14 protein-coding genes are annotated in these 15259 nt (G+C 53.4%); 11 read left to right on the top strand and 3 right to left on the bottom strand.

Features of this window, described 5'->3' with window-relative positions; genetic code table 11:
- The first annotated feature begins 110 nt into the window (after positions 1-110).
- A complete protein-coding gene (locus O1V65_RS07195) occupies positions 111-1685 on the top strand; it encodes a YdgA family protein (protein ID WP_026110363.1) in 1575 nt (524 codons plus the stop codon).
- Between the two features lie 68 nt (positions 1686-1753).
- Here the strand turns inward: O1V65_RS07195 and malI are convergent, their stop codons facing one another.
- Positions 1754-2788, bottom strand: coding sequence for a Mal regulon transcriptional regulator MalI (gene malI / locus O1V65_RS07190; RefSeq protein ID WP_017490609.1), 1035 nt, complete (start codon positions 2786-2788; stop codon positions 1754-1756).
- A gap of 202 nt (positions 2789-2990) precedes the next feature.
- On the opposite strand from malI, the gene malX reads away from it, so the two are divergent.
- From malX to add, 3 genes are all read left to right on the top strand, one after another.
- Positions 2991-4604 (top strand): maltose/glucose-specific PTS transporter subunit IIBC, encoded by a 1614-nt coding sequence (gene malX / locus O1V65_RS07185; protein ID WP_192503733.1) that lies wholly within the window; start codon positions 2991-2993, stop codon positions 4602-4604.
- 48 nt (positions 4605-4652) lie between these two features.
- Positions 4653-5825: a MalY/PatB family protein gene (locus O1V65_RS07180; RefSeq protein ID WP_269130359.1), complete on the top strand. Its 1173-nt coding sequence runs from the start codon at positions 4653-4655 to the stop codon at positions 5823-5825.
- Between the two features lie 105 nt (positions 5826-5930).
- Complete coding sequence (add, locus tag O1V65_RS07175; protein WP_017490612.1) at positions 5931-6929, top strand: adenosine deaminase; 999 nt, start codon at positions 5931-5933, stop codon at positions 6927-6929.
- An 89-nt stretch (positions 6930-7018) separates the two neighbouring features.
- Here the strand turns inward: add and O1V65_RS07170 are convergent, their stop codons facing one another.
- Positions 7019-8062 carry an oxidoreductase gene (locus tag O1V65_RS07170; RefSeq protein WP_269130358.1) on the bottom strand — a complete coding sequence of 348 codons (1044 nt, stop codon included), beginning with the start codon at positions 8060-8062 and terminating at the stop codon, positions 7019-7021.
- A 352-nt stretch (positions 8063-8414) separates the two neighbouring features.
- Positions 8415-9248 (bottom strand): IclR family transcriptional regulator domain-containing protein, encoded by an 834-nt coding sequence (locus tag O1V65_RS07165; protein ID WP_017490614.1) that lies wholly within the window; start codon positions 9246-9248, stop codon positions 8415-8417.
- A 199-nt stretch (positions 9249-9447) separates the two neighbouring features.
- Here O1V65_RS07165 and O1V65_RS07160 point away from each other — a divergent pair, with 199 nt between their 5' ends.
- From O1V65_RS07160 to catA, 7 genes are all read left to right on the top strand, one after another.
- Entirely contained in the window at positions 9448-10134 is a 687-nt protein-coding gene (locus O1V65_RS07160; protein WP_017490615.1) for a 3-oxoacid CoA-transferase subunit A, read from the top strand.
- Positions 10135-10143: 9 nt separating this feature from the next.
- Positions 10144-10809, top strand: a complete 666-nt coding sequence (locus O1V65_RS07155; protein ID WP_017490616.1) for a 3-oxoacid CoA-transferase subunit B — start codon at positions 10144-10146, stop codon at positions 10807-10809.
- The gene (gene pcaF / locus O1V65_RS07150) at positions 10802-12007 is read left to right on the top strand and encodes a 3-oxoadipyl-CoA thiolase (RefSeq protein ID WP_269130357.1); all 1206 of its coding nucleotides are present in this window, start codon (positions 10802-10804) and stop codon (positions 12005-12007) included. The genes O1V65_RS07155 and pcaF overlap by 8 nt, the downstream gene beginning before the upstream one ends.
- A 10-nt stretch (positions 12008-12017) precedes the next feature.
- Entirely contained in the window at positions 12018-12797 is a 780-nt protein-coding gene (pcaD, locus tag O1V65_RS07145; RefSeq protein WP_269130356.1) for a 3-oxoadipate enol-lactonase, read from the top strand.
- A complete protein-coding gene (locus O1V65_RS07140; RefSeq protein ID WP_269130355.1) occupies positions 12781-13899 on the top strand; it encodes a muconate cycloisomerase family protein in 1119 nt (372 codons plus the stop codon). The genes pcaD and O1V65_RS07140 overlap by 17 nt, the downstream gene beginning before the upstream one ends.
- A 71-nt stretch (positions 13900-13970) precedes the next feature.
- A complete protein-coding gene (gene catC, locus O1V65_RS07135) occupies positions 13971-14261 on the top strand; it encodes a muconolactone Delta-isomerase (RefSeq protein ID WP_017490620.1) in 291 nt (96 codons plus the stop codon).
- Positions 14262-14296: 35 nt separating this feature from the next.
- A complete protein-coding gene (gene catA, locus O1V65_RS07130) occupies positions 14297-15223 on the top strand; it encodes a catechol 1,2-dioxygenase (RefSeq protein WP_084912334.1) in 927 nt (308 codons plus the stop codon).
- Positions 15224-15259 lie beyond the last annotated feature (36 nt).

Genomic DNA, 15259 nt, shown 5'->3' with positions numbered 1-15259 from the left:
GGCCGGTTTTTCCACCACAATAAAAGCAGTAAGGCATTAAGTTTGATAACCTTAACGACCTGATTGAGAGGCTGTCGTTACTGATAGCAGTTAAAAGGATGAACAGAACTATGAAAAAATCGTTAGTCGCTGTAAGCGTCATCGTAGTACTTGGCGCAGCATGGACAGGCACTTCCTGGTACACAGGAAAAATGCTCGAGCAAAATATGGGCGATACGGTTGCCGAAGCCAATTCTCAGATTCAAGCCCACTATCCTCACGCCGGTATCAAACTGGTTTATCAAGATTATCAACGCGGTATTTTCAGCAGCACCGTGCGTTTTGTGGCGCAGCCAGACGGCAACTCGCCTGACAACGTGCTGCAACCGGGGGATGAGATTGCTTTCCTCGAGACCCTCGATCATGGTCCATTCCCGGCCGCTCAGCTTAAAAAATTCAATCTGATCCCGAGCGCGGCATCGGTTCACACCGAACTGCAAAATACCCCTGCGGTAAAAGACCTGTTTGACATGACCCAAGGCAAATCGCCGGTTACCGCGGAAACTCGCGTCGGCTACAGCGGTGACACCGCCTCGGTTATTAATATTCAACCTATCGATTTCCAGAAAAATAACAGCCGACTTCAGTTCTCTGGTGCGACGGTTAACCTTGACGCCGATAAAGACCTGAAGAAGGTGAAAATTGACACCAAGGCCGATAGCCTGGCGTTTACCTCGCCAAACCAGTGGGGCCAACTTGAGAAAATTACGCTGGCCGGTTTGAACCTGACCAGCGACACCCATCAGAGCCAGTCCCAGCTTTACATTGGCGGTGGCAATCTCAATGCCGACAACATTGGCATTAATATCGACAACAAAGATGTCGCTCAGGTTGCCGGCTTCAAGCTGAACAGTCAATTTGATGAAGAGGGTCAAAACCTCAAAGGTGAGCTGAACTACTCACTGGATTCCCTGAAAATTCAGGGAGCTGACTTCGGTTCTGGTAAGCTGACCATCAAGCTCGACAGACTGGACGAGCAGGCGTTGAAACAATTTACCGACACCTACCATCAGCAGGCGATGGACTTGTTGCAGAAATCCCAGCAACTGGACCCGCAGATTTATCAGCAGCAGGCCACCGCGCTGCTGCTCTCTAATCTGCCAATCCTGCTCAAGGGCAATCCAAGCATCAATATCGATCCGCTAAGCTGGAAAAACAGCAAAGGTGAGAGTACGTTCAATCTCAAGCTGGACCTGAAAGATCCGACCGTAGCAACCTCTCAGGCGCAGACGGAGGATCAGTTGATTTCTCAGCTGGTTAGCAACGTTGATGCCAAGCTGAACATCCCTATCGATATGGCAACCGAACTGACTACGCAGACTGCCAAAGTTGAAGGCTATACCGGTGATGACGCAGAGAAGCTGGCTAAACAGCAGGTTCAGGGGCTCGCCGCTATGGGCCAGATGTTCAAACTGACCACCCTGCAAGACAACGCGATTACCAGCAGCTTCCACTACTCGGATAATCAGGTGGACCTGAACGGTCAGAAGATGACGCTTCAGCAGTTTGCCGGTCTCTTTGGCGTGTTTGGTGGCCCGGCTATCCCGGCTCAGCAGGCACCTGCTCAACCAGAGACTCAGGCAGCGCCCGTCCAGCCTGACGCCCCGGTACCGCCAACTGTGGTGCCAGCGCAGCCAACGAAATAAAAATGCATGACGCCTCTAAGGCCCACTTCGGTGGGCTTTTTTGAGTCGATTGAAAACGTAACCTTTGTCTACGCCGACCCACGCTCTACGATTGACGCGTTCACGATAATATCCTGCGTTTCTAGATTCTGCCCGCCGATACGCAGCAGCAAACGTCTGGCAGCCGCGTAGCCAATTTCACGCGCCGAACTTGAAACCGAGGTCAAAGGCGGTTCCGTGAGCGCCAGTTCAGGAGAATCCTCGATGCCTATCAGCGCCACCTGTCGCTGAAAAAGGTTATCCATCGAACTCCCTGCGACCTGATTTCCGGTTCGCAATACGCCAAAATAGGCTCCCAGCGCCACCGAAGCCTTATGGCAAACAATAGCGCTGATTTTGGGATAACGCCGAAGCAGGCTTTCTGCGGCGTCTGCCGCATGCCCGTAATGATAATCGCACTCGATAATCCACTCACTGCGAAAAGGCAGGCCATACTGGAGCAGTGTCGCGCAAAATCCCCCCAGACGTTCAGCCCGGGTTAATGAGCTGCCCAGCCCACCGAGATAGGCAATCTGCTTGTGCCCGTGGCGAATCAGGTATTCGGTAGCGATTTTTGCCGCCTGCATATTGTCGGGACGCACCAGATCAACGCCCTCACTGCCGCCAGATCGCGAGGCGCAGATCAGCGGCACGCCCTGAGCGGCGGCTTTTTCCCGCAGACTGTGATTGACGTGCTGAATCCCGCCCGCAATCACGATGCCGTCAACGCCGTGGGTCAAGAGGGTATCGAAACAGCGCTCCAGCCCCTTTCCGGTCGCTCCGCTTTGCAACAGGAAGATAACCTTGCCTTGCGCTTCAAACATTTCACTCAGCCCGGCGGTCATTTCGGCATAAAACGGCTCGCAGATATCACGCACGATAAGCCCAATCACGCCGGACTCCCCGCCGCGCAGCGAACTTGCCTGACGATTGCGAACAAAACCCAACTGCTCAATCGCCTGATTTACCCGCGCACTGGTCGCCTGCGAAATACGTCCTTTCCCACTCAACACCAGGGAGACGGTGGCAACTGATACGCCCGCCGTCGAGGCAACGTCGGTGATGGTCACTTTTTTGGACATCATGGCTTCCCGCTCATTAAGACCCGTTCCTTTACCTAATCCGGCAGTAATAGATTAAACGTTTAACCTTAAAACAGGACAAATCAAATTTTCATTGCTTAATTATGTGAACATGGTCAATTAAAACCTAGGTAAAACGTTTTATCTTATCGCCGGTCGATTACCTATAAATTTTGTAAAATCAATTTTCCCTAAGGGAGTTTTTATGCCAGCGAGTCGAAAACAACGCGTTACCCTCTGGGAATTTTTCCAGAGTTTAGGCAAGACCTTTATGCTGCCGGTTGCCCTGCTGTCGTTCTGCGGCATCATGCTGGGTATTGGCAGCTCGTTAAGCAGCCGGGACGTCATTACCCTGTTACCTGCCGTTGGAAACCCCGTTTTCCAGCTGATTTTCACCTGGATGAGCAAAGTTGGTTCATTCGGTTTCAGCTATCTGCCGGTCATGTTTGCCATGGCGATCCCCCTTGGCATGGCGCGTGATAACAAGGGTGTCGCAGCGTTCTCAGGCTTTGTCGGCTTCGTGGTATTAAATCTGGCAACCAATTTTTACCTGACCACCAAGGGGATCCTGCCTTCGGCCGACCCACTGGTCCTCAAAGCCAATAATATACAAAATATTCTTGGGATTCAGTCGATTGATACCGGTATTTTGGGCGCAGTCATTGTGGGCATCATTGTTTACCTGCTGCACGAGCGTTTCAACACCATTCGGCTGCCCGACGCGCTGGCTTTCTTCGGCGGTACTCGCTTTGTGCCTATCGTCACCTCCGTGGTGCTCGGTCTCTGCGGTTTGGTTGTGCCGCTGATCTGGCCGTGGTTTGCGGCAGGCATTACCGGACTTGGGCGCTTGATCCACGACGCAGGTATTTTTGGCCCGATGATTTTTGGCACCGGGGAGCGCCTGTTGCTGCCTTTCGGCCTGCAACATATTCTGGTGGCCATCATTCGCTTTACCGAAGCAGGTGGAACGCTCGACGTCTGCGGCCGCGAAGTCAGCGGTGCGCTGACCATCTTTCAGGCTCAGCTCTCATGCCCATCGACGCACGGCTTTGCCGAAAGCGCGACACAGTTCCTGTCACAGGGCAAAATGCCGGCGTTTCTGGGCGGTTTGCCGGGCGCTGCGTTAGCCATGTATCACTGCGCCAAGCCTGAGAATCGTCATAAAATTAAAGGGTTATTGATTTCCGGCGTGGTTGCCTGCGTCGTAGGCGGCACAACCGAACCTATCGAGTTCCTGTTCCTGTTCGTCGCACCGGTGCTTTACCTGTTGCACGCCGTACTCACCGGATTAGGCTTTACCGTCATGTCGCTGCTCGGCGTCACCATCGGCAATACTGACGGCAATATCATTGACTTTGTGGTCTTCGGCATACTCCACGGCACCGCGACCAAGTGGTATCTGGTCCCCGTGGTCGCGGCGATATGGTTCGTGGGCTACTACGCAATTTTCCGCTTCGCTATCACTCGCTTCAATATCAAGACGCCGGGTAGAGAGTCAGACGCCCTCCCCGTCGCCACGCCCGCGCGTTCAGGCAGTAAATCGGGCTATAACGTGCCTGAAATACTGACCGCACTCGGCGGAGCGGCAAACATCATTACCCTCGACAACTGCATCACACGTTTGCGTCTGTCGGTGCATGATATGTCGCGCGTAGATGACGCGCAGCTAAAAGCCCATCGTGCAATCGGCGTAGTTCATCTTAACGAACACAATTTGCAGGTGGTGATCGGTCCTCAGGTCCAGTCGGTTAAAGACGAGCTTGATAGCTTGCTGAGGCAGCAACCCACAGCCTCGGACTCTACGCCGTTAACGGTATGATATTCCTCAGGGTGAGCCTGCTCACCCTGATTTATTTGTGAGGATGTTATGTTTGATTTTGACACCCCGGTCGACAGACAGGGTACCTGGTGCACCCAGTGGGACTATATTGCCGACAGGTTTGGCCGCGCTGACCTGCTGCCATTTACCATCTCGGACATGGACTTTGCCACCGCCCCCTGCATTCTCGAGGCGCTGCAAAAAAGGCTGTCTCACGGCGTACTGGGCTACAGCCGCTGGCAACACCCCGATTTCACCGGGGCTATTGCTCACTGGTATCAGACCCGTTTTCACTGTGCCATAAACCCTGAAGCACTGGTTTATGGACCCTCGGTCATCTATATGGTGGCTCAGCTCATCCGTCAATGGAGCGCGGCGGGCGACAGCGTACTTATTTTCACCCCCGCCTACGACGCCTTTTACAAGACCATCAGCGGAAATCAGAGAAAAGTCATCTCTTCACCCTTGCAAAAAATCAACCAGCAATGGGAGATGGACCTTTCGCTGCTTGAGACTCAGCTTGCCGAACAGGAGTGCAAGATTTTACTGCTGTGCAGCCCGCACAATCCCACCGGCAAGGTGTGGACGCGGCAGGAACTGGTGACAATCGACAGGCTGTGCCAAAAATATCAGGTAAAAGTCATTAGTGATGAAATTCACATGGACATGGTATGGGGCAATAATCAGCATCTGCCTTGGTCATCAATCGGTAGCGGCCACTGGGCGCTGGTCACCTCCGGCTCCAAGACATTTAATATCCCGGCATTAACCGGCGCTTACGGCCTGATAAATCACGCCGCTGACCGCGCGGCTTACCTTCAGCAACTCAAAAACACCGATGGCCTCTCCTCGCCCGCCGTACTTTCCGTATTAGCTCACATTACCGCCTATACGCAGGCCGCGCCGTGGCTCGATGCACTGCGGCAGTATCTCGAAGCCAATCTGTCGTTTGTCGCCAGGCAGCTTAATGACGCGTTTGCCGAACTAGACTGGCAGCCACCGCAGTCGACTTATCTGGCCTGGATTGATTTACGTCCGCTAAATATTGATGATGAGGCGTTGCAGACCGAGCTTATCGAGCGCCAGGGCGTCGCGATGATGCCGGGCATAACCTACGGCGAAGAGGGGCGCGGCTTTCTCAGGCTAAACGTCGGCTGTTCACGCGCCAAGCTTGAAAAAGGCGTTGAGAAGCTGATTGCAGGTTTACAGGCCGTTCGCTGACCGTATGGTTTACAAAATCAGCAGTCAAATCATAACTCCGTGCCAGCACCCGTCGAAAACGCTATAATAGTTTGCACTTTATCGACAATAAAATGGGTGCTGCCAATGATTGACTCTCGTCTTCCGCTTACTGATATTCACCGCCACCTTGATGGCAACATTCGCGCCCAAACCATTCTCGACCTAGGTCGTCAATTTAATATCGCCCTGCCCGCCAATGAAATTGAAGCGCTGCGTCCGCACGTTCAGGTCACTAAAACCGAACCGGATCTAGTGAGCTTCCTGCAAAAACTGGACTGGGGTGTTGCCGTTCTGGGTTCTCTCGATGCCTGTCACCGTATTGCGCAGGAAAACGTGGCCGACGCGGCCAGAGCAGGCCTGCATTATGCCGAGCTGCGTTTTTCACCGTATTACATGGCGATGAACCACAAACTGCCGGTCGCAGGCGTTGTCGAGGCGGTGATTGACGGCGTGCGTCGCGGCTGCCGTGACCATGACATTGATATCAACCTGATTGGCATTCTCAGCCGCACCTTCGGTGAAGACGCCTGCCTGCAAGAGCTCGACGGGCTTCTTGCCCACAAAGACGGTATCACCGCGCTCGACTTGGCCGGTGATGAACTCGGCTTTCCGGGCAGCCTGTTCCTCGATCATTTCAACAAAGGCCGTGACGCAGGATGGCGTATCACCGTGCACGCGGGCGAAGCGGCCGGTCCAGAGAGCATCTGGCAGGCGATTCGTGAGCTGGGTGCGGAACGAATCGGCCACGGCGTGAAGGCCGCAGAAGACCCCGAGCTGATGGATTTCCTGGCTAAACACCAGATTGGTATTGAGTCATGCCTGACCTCGAATATCCAGACCAGCACCGTGTCTGCACTGGAAAAACACCCGCTGGCGACCTTCTTGCGCCACGGCGTGCTGGCCTCAATCAACACCGATGATCCGGCCGTTCAGGGGATCGAAATTGCGCATGAGTACAACGTTGCCGCCCCGGCCGCGGGCTTAACTCAGGCCGAGATTCGTCAGGCTCAGATAAATGGCCTGACGATGGCGTTCCTGAGCGAAGCAGACAAGCAGCGAATTAACGTTAAGGTTCAGGGGTAATTTAGGTTTTCTTAAAGATAATCTTTAGCGATAAAAAAGGGCCAGAACAGAATGTCTGGCCCTTTTATTTTGCGTATTGAAACAGGCGCTTATTTAGGAACGGGCAGCGTCTTTTGCTGCTGCGCCGACTGAATACCTAACTCAATGAGCTCCATGACGCGAATAGACTGCTCGGCGGTGACCGGGTTTTCGCCCTGTCCGTTAATGGCATCACGCACACCGGCGTAATAAGCCGGATAATTACCCGGAATCGTTAACAGGCTCTTTTCTGCCAACACGCCTTCATGACTCAAGGTGACCACGCCGTCACGCATGTCATATCCCCAGTCAGGCTGAGGAAGACGTTCACCCGATTTAAGCCGGTCTTCCTGCGGATCGAGGCCGTATTTCACATAGCTCCCCTTTTCACCCTGCACGATATATCGCGCCGTTTCCGCCGCGGCATAAACGGTGCTGTGCAATACAACGCGAAGACGTGGGTAAGTGAGGACAGTATTGAAATAGTCCACCGCTTTGGCGCCGGGCCTCTGCATTGCCTGATCCGACTGAATAGTGTCGGGAAGCCCAAAGAGTTCGAGAGCCTGATCGAGCAGGTGTGAACCCAGATCGTACCAAATACCGCTACCGAGCTCCGCGGACTCGCGCCAGCGGGTTTGTACCTCAGGGCGATAGCGGTCGTAGTGTGATTCGAAATAGACGATATCCCCAAGAGCCCCTTCTTTGATAAGCGCCTTAACGGTCAGGAAGTCGGCGTCCCAGCGGCGGTTATGAAAAACTGACAGCAGCTTTCCCCGATCTTGCGCGAGAATATTTAGCGAACGCGCCTCACCCAGCGTGACGGTAAAAGGCTTATCGACCACCACATGCTTGCCTGCTTCCAGCGCCTGCTGCGCCAACGGGAAATGGGTAGCATTGGGGGTCGGGATAACCACCAAATCGATAGTCGGGTCGTTAAAAACGTCCTCTGGGGAAGCCACCACCTGCACCGAAGGCCAGTCGGCATTGACTTTTTCAGCATTACTGCTTGATACCACGGCCAGTTCCAACCCTGGCGTACCGGAAATCAGCGGAGAATGAAACGTTTTACTGGCAAATCCATAGCCAATAAGCCCAACGCGTAAAGGAGTCGTCATGATGTTATTTCCCTGATCCTGCGAGTAAGAGGTGCTTCGAGTTTAGCGCAAAACAATCGGTGATTCATGTCGTTAAACGGCGTTTTGAGGCCAAAGAAAGCCTTGATGAATGCGCTTGAGGGTTTACGGAGATACGTAATATTACGGCTAATCTTTCGAGGAAAACGCTTATCCACAAGAAATAATTTCGTCATTCCTAAATATCATAAAATACAACAATTTTATTTTGTTGCCGATTTAACCTTTTACACTACTCTTAAAATATTTCCCTGGTGTGTTAGATTTTACCCGCTTAATGCGGGTTTTTTTTATCTGCTTATCGGTGCCTAAATTCTCGTTATTCAATTATAGATTAAATTAATAATGCCAATTCCATTGCCGCTCGCTGCAAGCGTGGCAGGAACTTTTCCTGCAAATCCGCGACGCTCATCTGTGAAGCGTGGGTTCCCACATTCATTGCGGCAACCACTCCCTCTTTGCGTGAATACATCGGCACTGCCATGGAACGCAGCCCTAACTCAAGCTGTTGATCGTTAATGGCAAATCCTTGAGCTTTAACCTTCTTCAGCTCCTTTCGCAGCCGTTGCTCATCGGTAATAGTGAATTCCGTTAGTGGCTCAAGTTTGACGCGCGAGAAATAACTGCCTAATTCCTCTTCGCTTAGCTCGCTTAATAACACCATGCCCATCGACGTCGCATATGCCGGTAACCGACTGCCACGACCTAAATCTATTTTCATGATCCTTTTCATCGATGCGCGGGCAATATAAAGAATATTATCGCCGTCGAGTGTAGCAACAGAACAGGACTCACCTAATTGTTTACTTAAATAATCGAGAGAATATTGCGCCTGACGGGCCAACTCCGAAGAGTTGAGGTAGGCGTGACCAATGGTCAGCACGCGGGGGAGCAGATGGTAATTCCTGTTATCGGGCGAGTAAACGAACCCCAGTGCGCTCAGAGTATACAGGCAGCGTCTGACGACCGCACGATGCAGCCCGGTCATCTGGCTCAACTGCGGAACAGACATAGCAAAAAACTCGGGACTGAAGGCCTGTAAAACCACCAGCCCACGGGCCAACGAGGCCATAAAATCGGGGTCTCCCTTATAGCGAACGTTCGCCAGTTCACTGACTTCCTGCACGCGCAGCAGTTCAGCCTCGCTAATCCTGTAGGGCTCTTTCATTAGTCACTCCCTTTATAATCAACAGGTTAAATAGTTAACTTACTAAACTCATCCGCTGTTTTTCCAAGCAACATCACAATTTTATCACATATTTAACGATTGTTTCGATAATCGCACAAAGTATTGATATTCGCACTTGTTGATGTTCCCCGCGTGACTTAAGTTAAATACACATACCGTTTGAGAGGACAAAACGACGATGATTAACAAAGTGATCCAGTCAGCAGATGAGGCCGTGGCGGATATCCACGACGGCGCGGTCCTGATGATTGGCGGCTTTGGGCCAGCGGGGCAACCTACTGAATTACTTGATGCCCTAATCCGCCTTGGCCCCAGGGATCTGACCCTGATCAGCAATAACGCCGGTAACGGTGATTATGGGTTGGCGGCGCTGCTCAAGGCCGGGTGCGTGCGCAAGATAATCTGTTCCTTCCCACGGCAGACTGACTCATGGGTGTTTGACCAATTGTATCGTGAGAAGAAGATTGAGCTGGAACTGGTGCCGCAAGGCAATCTGGTCGCGCGCATTCAGGCAGGCGGTTCAGGCATCGCGGCGCTCTACACTCCAACGGCGTACGGCACCGAATTGGCCGCCGGAAAAGAGACCCGAGAGTTCGACGGCGTTCACTATGTTCTTGAAACCGCTCTCAAGGCTGACTTTTCGCTGATTAAGGCCCTTCACGGCGATCGCTGGGGCAATCTGACCTTCAACAAGACCGGTCGCAACTTTGGCCCCATCATGGCGGCCGCGAGCAAATGCACGCTAGCGCAGGTTGATAAGTTGGTGGCTCTCGGTGAGATAGATCCCGAGAACGTGATAACACCGGGCATTTTCGTTAAGCGCGTGGTGCAGGTTCATCCACAGCCGGTCAGCCTGACGGCATAAGGAGCTTTTGTGAATACGCTAAACCACAATCAATTAGCAGAACGTATCGCACAGGACATCCCCGAGGGAGCCTGCGTCAATCTCGGTATCGGGCTGCCGACCCTCATCGCTAACTATCTGCCCTCTGATAAAGAAATTTTGCTGCACAGCGAGAATGGCATTTTGGGGATGGGTCCAACCCCCGCCGAAAAGGATATCGATCCCGAACTGATTAACGCGGGCAAACAGCCGGTAACGTTGCTGGCAGGCGGATGCTTTTTCCATCACGGCGACTCCTTTGCCATGATGCGCGGTGGCCATCTGGATATTTGCGTGCTGGGCGCCTATCAGGTGTCGGTAAAGGGTGATTTGGCCAACTGGAGCACCGGGGCAAAAGATTCGATTCCGGCCGTGGGCGGCGCGATGGATCTCGCCATTGGCGCCAAAAAGGTCTACGTGATGACCGACCACCTGACCAAGAAAGGCCAGTGCAAAATTGTCGAGGCCTGCACTTACCCGCTTACCGGCATGGGCTGCATCGACCGAATCTACACCGATATGGCGGTGATGGACGTCACCCCCACCGGTATCGTGGTGAAAGAGCTTTTTGGAGATGTCACCGCCGAGTATTTGCAGGAGGTTACACCGGTCAAACTGACCTTCGCGCTGAAGAATAAAGAGGTGTCTCATGTCTGATGCCTACGTTTGCTACAGCGTCCGTACCCCGTTTGGCCGACTTAACGGCAGCCTGGCAAACGTGCGCGCCGACGATTTGGCCGCCATTCCTCTGCGGGCGCTGATTGAACACTATCCCCATCTCGACCTCGAGGCTATCGATGACGTGCTGCTGGGCTGCGCCAATCAGGCGGGTGAAGACAATCGCAACGTGGCGCGTATGGCCTCGCTGCTCGCCGGTTTCCCGACTAGCGTGCCAGGTTGCACGCTCAACCGCCTCTGTGGTTCCAGCCTCGACGCTGTTGCGACCGCCGCAAGGGCTATCAAAAGTGGTGAATGTGACCTGATGGTCGCGGGCGGCGTCGAGAGTATGTCGCGTGCGCCCTACGTGATGGGTAAAGCCGAGTCCGCGTTCAGCCGCCAAATGAAAATCGAAGACACCACCATGGGTTGGCGCTTTATCAATCCGGCGATGAAAAGCCGCTACGGCGTGGAATCAATGCCGCAGACAGCCGAAAATCTGGCGCGTAAATACGCCATCAGCCGAGGGGATCAGGACGCATTCGCCCTGCGTAGCCAGCAGCGCACCGCCGAAGCACAACAAAATGGATTCTATGACCCGCAGATTGTGGCGGTGACGATTCCAGGGGGTAAAAAAGAACCCTCGATGGCCTTCAGTAAGGATGAACACCCACGCGCCACCTCACTGGAAATATTAAGCAAGTTGAAACCGGTGGTCGACGTCGAAGGAACCATCACGGCGGGGAATGCCTCAGGACTGAATGATGGAGCCTGCGCCCTGCTGATTGCCAGTCAAGCCGCACTGACGCGCCATGACCTTCAGCCGATGGCCCGCATTGTCGGCAGCGCCACCAGCGGCGTAGAACCCAGCGTAATGGGCTTTGGCCCGGTAAGTGCCGTCCACCGCGTTCTCGAAAAGGCCGGGCTGACCCTGCAACAGATGGATGTTATCGAACTCAATGAAGCCTTTGCCGCTCAGGCGCTGAGCGTGACCCGCGCCCTCGGCCTGCCCGACGACGCCGAGTGGATTAACCCCAACGGCGGTGCCATCGCGCTCGGCCATCCGCTGGGCGCATCGGGCGGCAGGCTGGTGATGAACGCCGCGCATCAGTTGCAAAAAGTGAAAGGTAAATATGCACTGTGCACGATGTGTATCGGCGTAGGCCAAGGCATCGCGCTGATTCTGGAAAGCGTCTGAGGAGACAGATATGGATCTCGAATACCGTCTCGACGGCCCGGCCAACGCGCCTGTATTGGTGCTGTCCAATTCGCTGGGCACCACCTGGACGATGTGGGACGCGCAGTTTACCGACTTCAATAAATATTTCCGCGTGCTGCGTTACAACACCCGCGGGCACGGTAACTCGCCGCTGAACGGCGGGAAAATGTCTCTCGCCTCGCTGGGCAAAGACGTGATTGACCTGATGAATCATCTCAATATCGAAAAGGCCAGTTTTTGCGGAATTTCCCTCGGTGGGATGACCGGGATGTGGCTCAACCGCCATTACCCTACCCATTTCAACCGTTTGGTGGTGGCAAATACGGCGGCCAAAATTGGCAACACCGATGCCTGGTTGACGCGGGCGAAAACCGTGCGTACCGAAGGCATGCAGTCTGTGGCCGACGGTTCGGCCAGCCGCTGGTTCACCAAAGACTATATCCGTGCACGCCCCGGTATCGTCGATGCCCTGGTCGACGGCATTGAGCAACTCGACCCGTTGGGCTATGCCGCCTGCTGCGAGGTATTAGCCTACGCCGACCTGCGTGAAGAGGTGGCGAAAATGGAACGCCCCATGCTGGTGATAGCCGGGGAGCATGACCCCGTGACCACGCTCGCCGAGGCAGAGTGGATCATAGAACGCGCCAGCGATGCACAAATCTGTCTCGTTCCCGCTTCACACTTATCGAATATTGCCTGTCCGGTGATGTTCAGCCGACAGACGCTTAACTATCTGACTTCAGGAGCTACACATGTCATTAACGATTAACGCCATTGAGTGCTGGTTGGTGGATATTCCCACCATTCGTCCGCACAAACTTTCGATGGTGACCATGGGCTGTCAGACCTTGACCCTCGTTAAAATGTCCTGCTCGGGCGGCGTGGTCGGCTGGGGTGAGGCGACGACCATCGGCGGTCTGAGCTATGGACCGGAGAGTCCAGAGGCCATCAAGTCCGCTATCGACCATTATCTTGCTCCTCTCCTTTGTCATCAGCCGTTTACCGGGGTCGAGGCGCTCTCGCGCAAAATGAATTCAGTGGTCAAAGGCAATACCTTTGCCAAGTCGGCGCTGGAAACCGCGTTCCTCGATGCGCAAGGCAAAACGCTGAATGTCCCGGTGAGCGAACTGCTGGGCGGAAGATTGACCGATGAACTGCCGGTGCTGTGGACGCTGGCGAGCGGCAGCACTGAGAAAGATATTGATGAAGGACATCGTCTGATTGCCGAGGGGCGTCACCGGGCGTTTAAGCTGAAGATCGGTGCCAATGCGCTGCAAACAGACCTTAAGCATGCGTTAGCTATCAAGGCCGCGCTGGGGGAAAACATTCCGGTACACGTTGACGTCAATCAGGCGTGGGACATGACAACGGCCCTGCTTGCTATTCCGCAACTGTTTAAAGGCGGGATTACGATGATCGAGCAGCCGATTCCTTTGCACGACCAGCGTAACCTGATTGCCCTGAGCCAGCGCGTCGAGGCAACGCTTCTCGCCGATGAGGCCGTACCCGACTATCACTGCGGATTCTCACTGGCCAGTGGCGGTTTCACCGGAGCCTTTGCCCTGAAGATTGCCAAGGCTGGCGGCCCGGCGCAGGTCATCAAACTGGCACGCGTTGCCCAGGCGGCGGGCATTTCGCTGTATGGCGGCACCATGCTTGAAGGTACGCTGGGCACGGTGAGTTCCTTACACGCCTGGTCGACGCTTGAGATGAAATCCGGCACCGAGATGTTTGGCCCGCTGTTATTAAAAGACGATATTGTGGTGCAATCGCTTGAATATAGAGATGGTCACGTAGTCATACCATCAGGTCCGGGATTAGGTGTGGAAATAGATACAGATAAACTTAAGCACTATTCGCGTAACGAATAACACAATGAGTCCAGTAAGTTAAATTTTATTAATAAGATAGTTAAATCAATAGTGGTAAGGAGAGATTTAAAATGTTATTTCAGGTTGATATGGTCGTTAATATTCCCGATTCACTGCCCAAGGAACAGGCAGATGAAATTAAGGCGCGAGAAAAGCTATACTCGCAAAAATTACAGCACGAGGGAAAATGGCGTCACATTTGGCGCGTTGCGGGGAAATATGAAAATATCAGTATTTTTGACGTCAAGGATAATACCGAACTTCATGAAATACTGACCGGACTGCCACTGTATCCTTATATGACCATGACGATACGTCCGCTTTGCCGTCATCCTTCGTCTATAAGAGATAACGATAAGTAATAATTTGGCCTGTACCCTACAATGAGGATTAAGCTATGTCACATAATATAATAAATCCAGCTGAGCTGGAAAAACTACTCAACATAAGCTGCGGTCTCGACACTAAACAAGGTAATCCACGTTTCAAAGCTATTTTGCATCGTTTAATGGGCGACGTTTGTCGCACCATTGACGAATTTGATATTACCGACGAAGAGTTTTGGCAGGCGGTCAATTATCTCAACGTGCTGGGTGAGCGCAAAGAGGTGGCGCTCCTCGCCGCCGGCCTGGGACTGGAGCATTTCCTCGACATGCGCGCCGACGCCAAAGAGAAGGCCGCGAGCCTGCACGGCGGAACGCCGCGCACCATAGAAGGGCCGCTGTATGTCGCTAATGCCCCGTTGAGCGACAAGTTTGCGCGCATGGACGACGGCAAAGACGACGGTGAACCCATGTGGCTCTATGGGCAGGTGACTGACCCTGATAACCAGCCGATTGCCGGCGCGGTGGTCGATATCTGGCACGCTAATACGCTGGGTAATTACTCGTTCTTCGACTCGTCGCAAACCGACTATAACCTGCGCCGCCGCATCAAAACCGGCCCCGACGGGCGCTATGCGGTGAGGAGCATTATTCCTTCTGGCTACGGCTGTCCACCGGATGGGCCAACCCAGGCACTTTTGAATCACGTGGGTCGCCACGGTAATCGCCCGGCTCATATTCATTTCTTTGTTTCTGGCCCAGGTTTTAAGCATCTGACCACCCAAATCAATTTAAGCGGTGACCCCTATTTATGGGATGATTTTGCCTTTGCCACGCGCGATGAGTTAATTGCAGACCCTGTTAAAGTTACAGACGAAAAAATAGCCCAGCAGCGTGATATTCCCGTATCACACACGGAGGTTAAATTCGATTTTAAACTCACCCCCGTTACCACGACTGAGGAGCAAGTAAGAATAAAAAGAGAAAGAGCCATGGAATAGCGCACTTAATGTTCTTTCCTTGAGAACAAGTTAACG

The organism is Rouxiella badensis (assembly GCF_026967515.2).
Taxonomy (GTDB): Bacteria; Pseudomonadota; Gammaproteobacteria; order Enterobacterales; family Enterobacteriaceae; genus Rouxiella; species Rouxiella badensis.
Note: the sequence above shows the minus strand (reverse complement) of the source record. Positions and strands in the feature narration are given on the sequence as shown.

Excerpts from the sequence above, each read along its gene's own strand:
- pcaF (WP_269130357.1), top strand. The coding sequence starts at position 10,802 with ATGTCTGATGCCTACGTTTGCTACAGCGTCCGTACCCCGTTTGGCCGA.
- O1V65_RS07195 (WP_026110363.1), top strand. The coding sequence starts at position 111 with ATGAAAAAATCGTTAGTCGCTGTAAGCGTCATCGTAGTACTTGGCGCA.
- O1V65_RS07170 (WP_269130358.1), bottom strand. The coding sequence starts at position 8,062 with ATGACGACTCCTTTACGCGTTGGGCTTATTGGCTATGGATTTGCCAGT.
- malI (WP_017490609.1), bottom strand. The coding sequence starts at position 2,788 with ATGATGTCCAAAAAAGTGACCATCACCGACGTTGCCTCGACGGCGGGC.
- add (WP_017490612.1), top strand. The coding sequence starts at position 5,931 with ATGATTGACTCTCGTCTTCCGCTTACTGATATTCACCGCCACCTTGAT.
- O1V65_RS07165 (WP_017490614.1), bottom strand. The coding sequence starts at position 9,248 with ATGAAAGAGCCCTACAGGATTAGCGAGGCTGAACTGCTGCGCGTGCAG.
- O1V65_RS07160 (WP_017490615.1), top strand. The coding sequence starts at position 9,448 with ATGATTAACAAAGTGATCCAGTCAGCAGATGAGGCCGTGGCGGATATC.
- O1V65_RS07180 (WP_269130359.1), top strand. The coding sequence starts at position 4,653 with ATGTTTGATTTTGACACCCCGGTCGACAGACAGGGTACCTGGTGCACC.
- malX (WP_192503733.1), top strand. The coding sequence starts at position 2,991 with ATGCCAGCGAGTCGAAAACAACGCGTTACCCTCTGGGAATTTTTCCAG.
- catA (WP_084912334.1), top strand. The coding sequence starts at position 14,297 with ATGTCACATAATATAATAAATCCAGCTGAGCTGGAAAAACTACTCAAC.
- catC (WP_017490620.1), top strand. The coding sequence starts at position 13,971 with ATGTTATTTCAGGTTGATATGGTCGTTAATATTCCCGATTCACTGCCC.
- O1V65_RS07140 (WP_269130355.1), top strand. The coding sequence starts at position 12,781 with ATGTCATTAACGATTAACGCCATTGAGTGCTGGTTGGTGGATATTCCC.
- pcaD (WP_269130356.1), top strand. The coding sequence starts at position 12,018 with ATGGATCTCGAATACCGTCTCGACGGCCCGGCCAACGCGCCTGTATTG.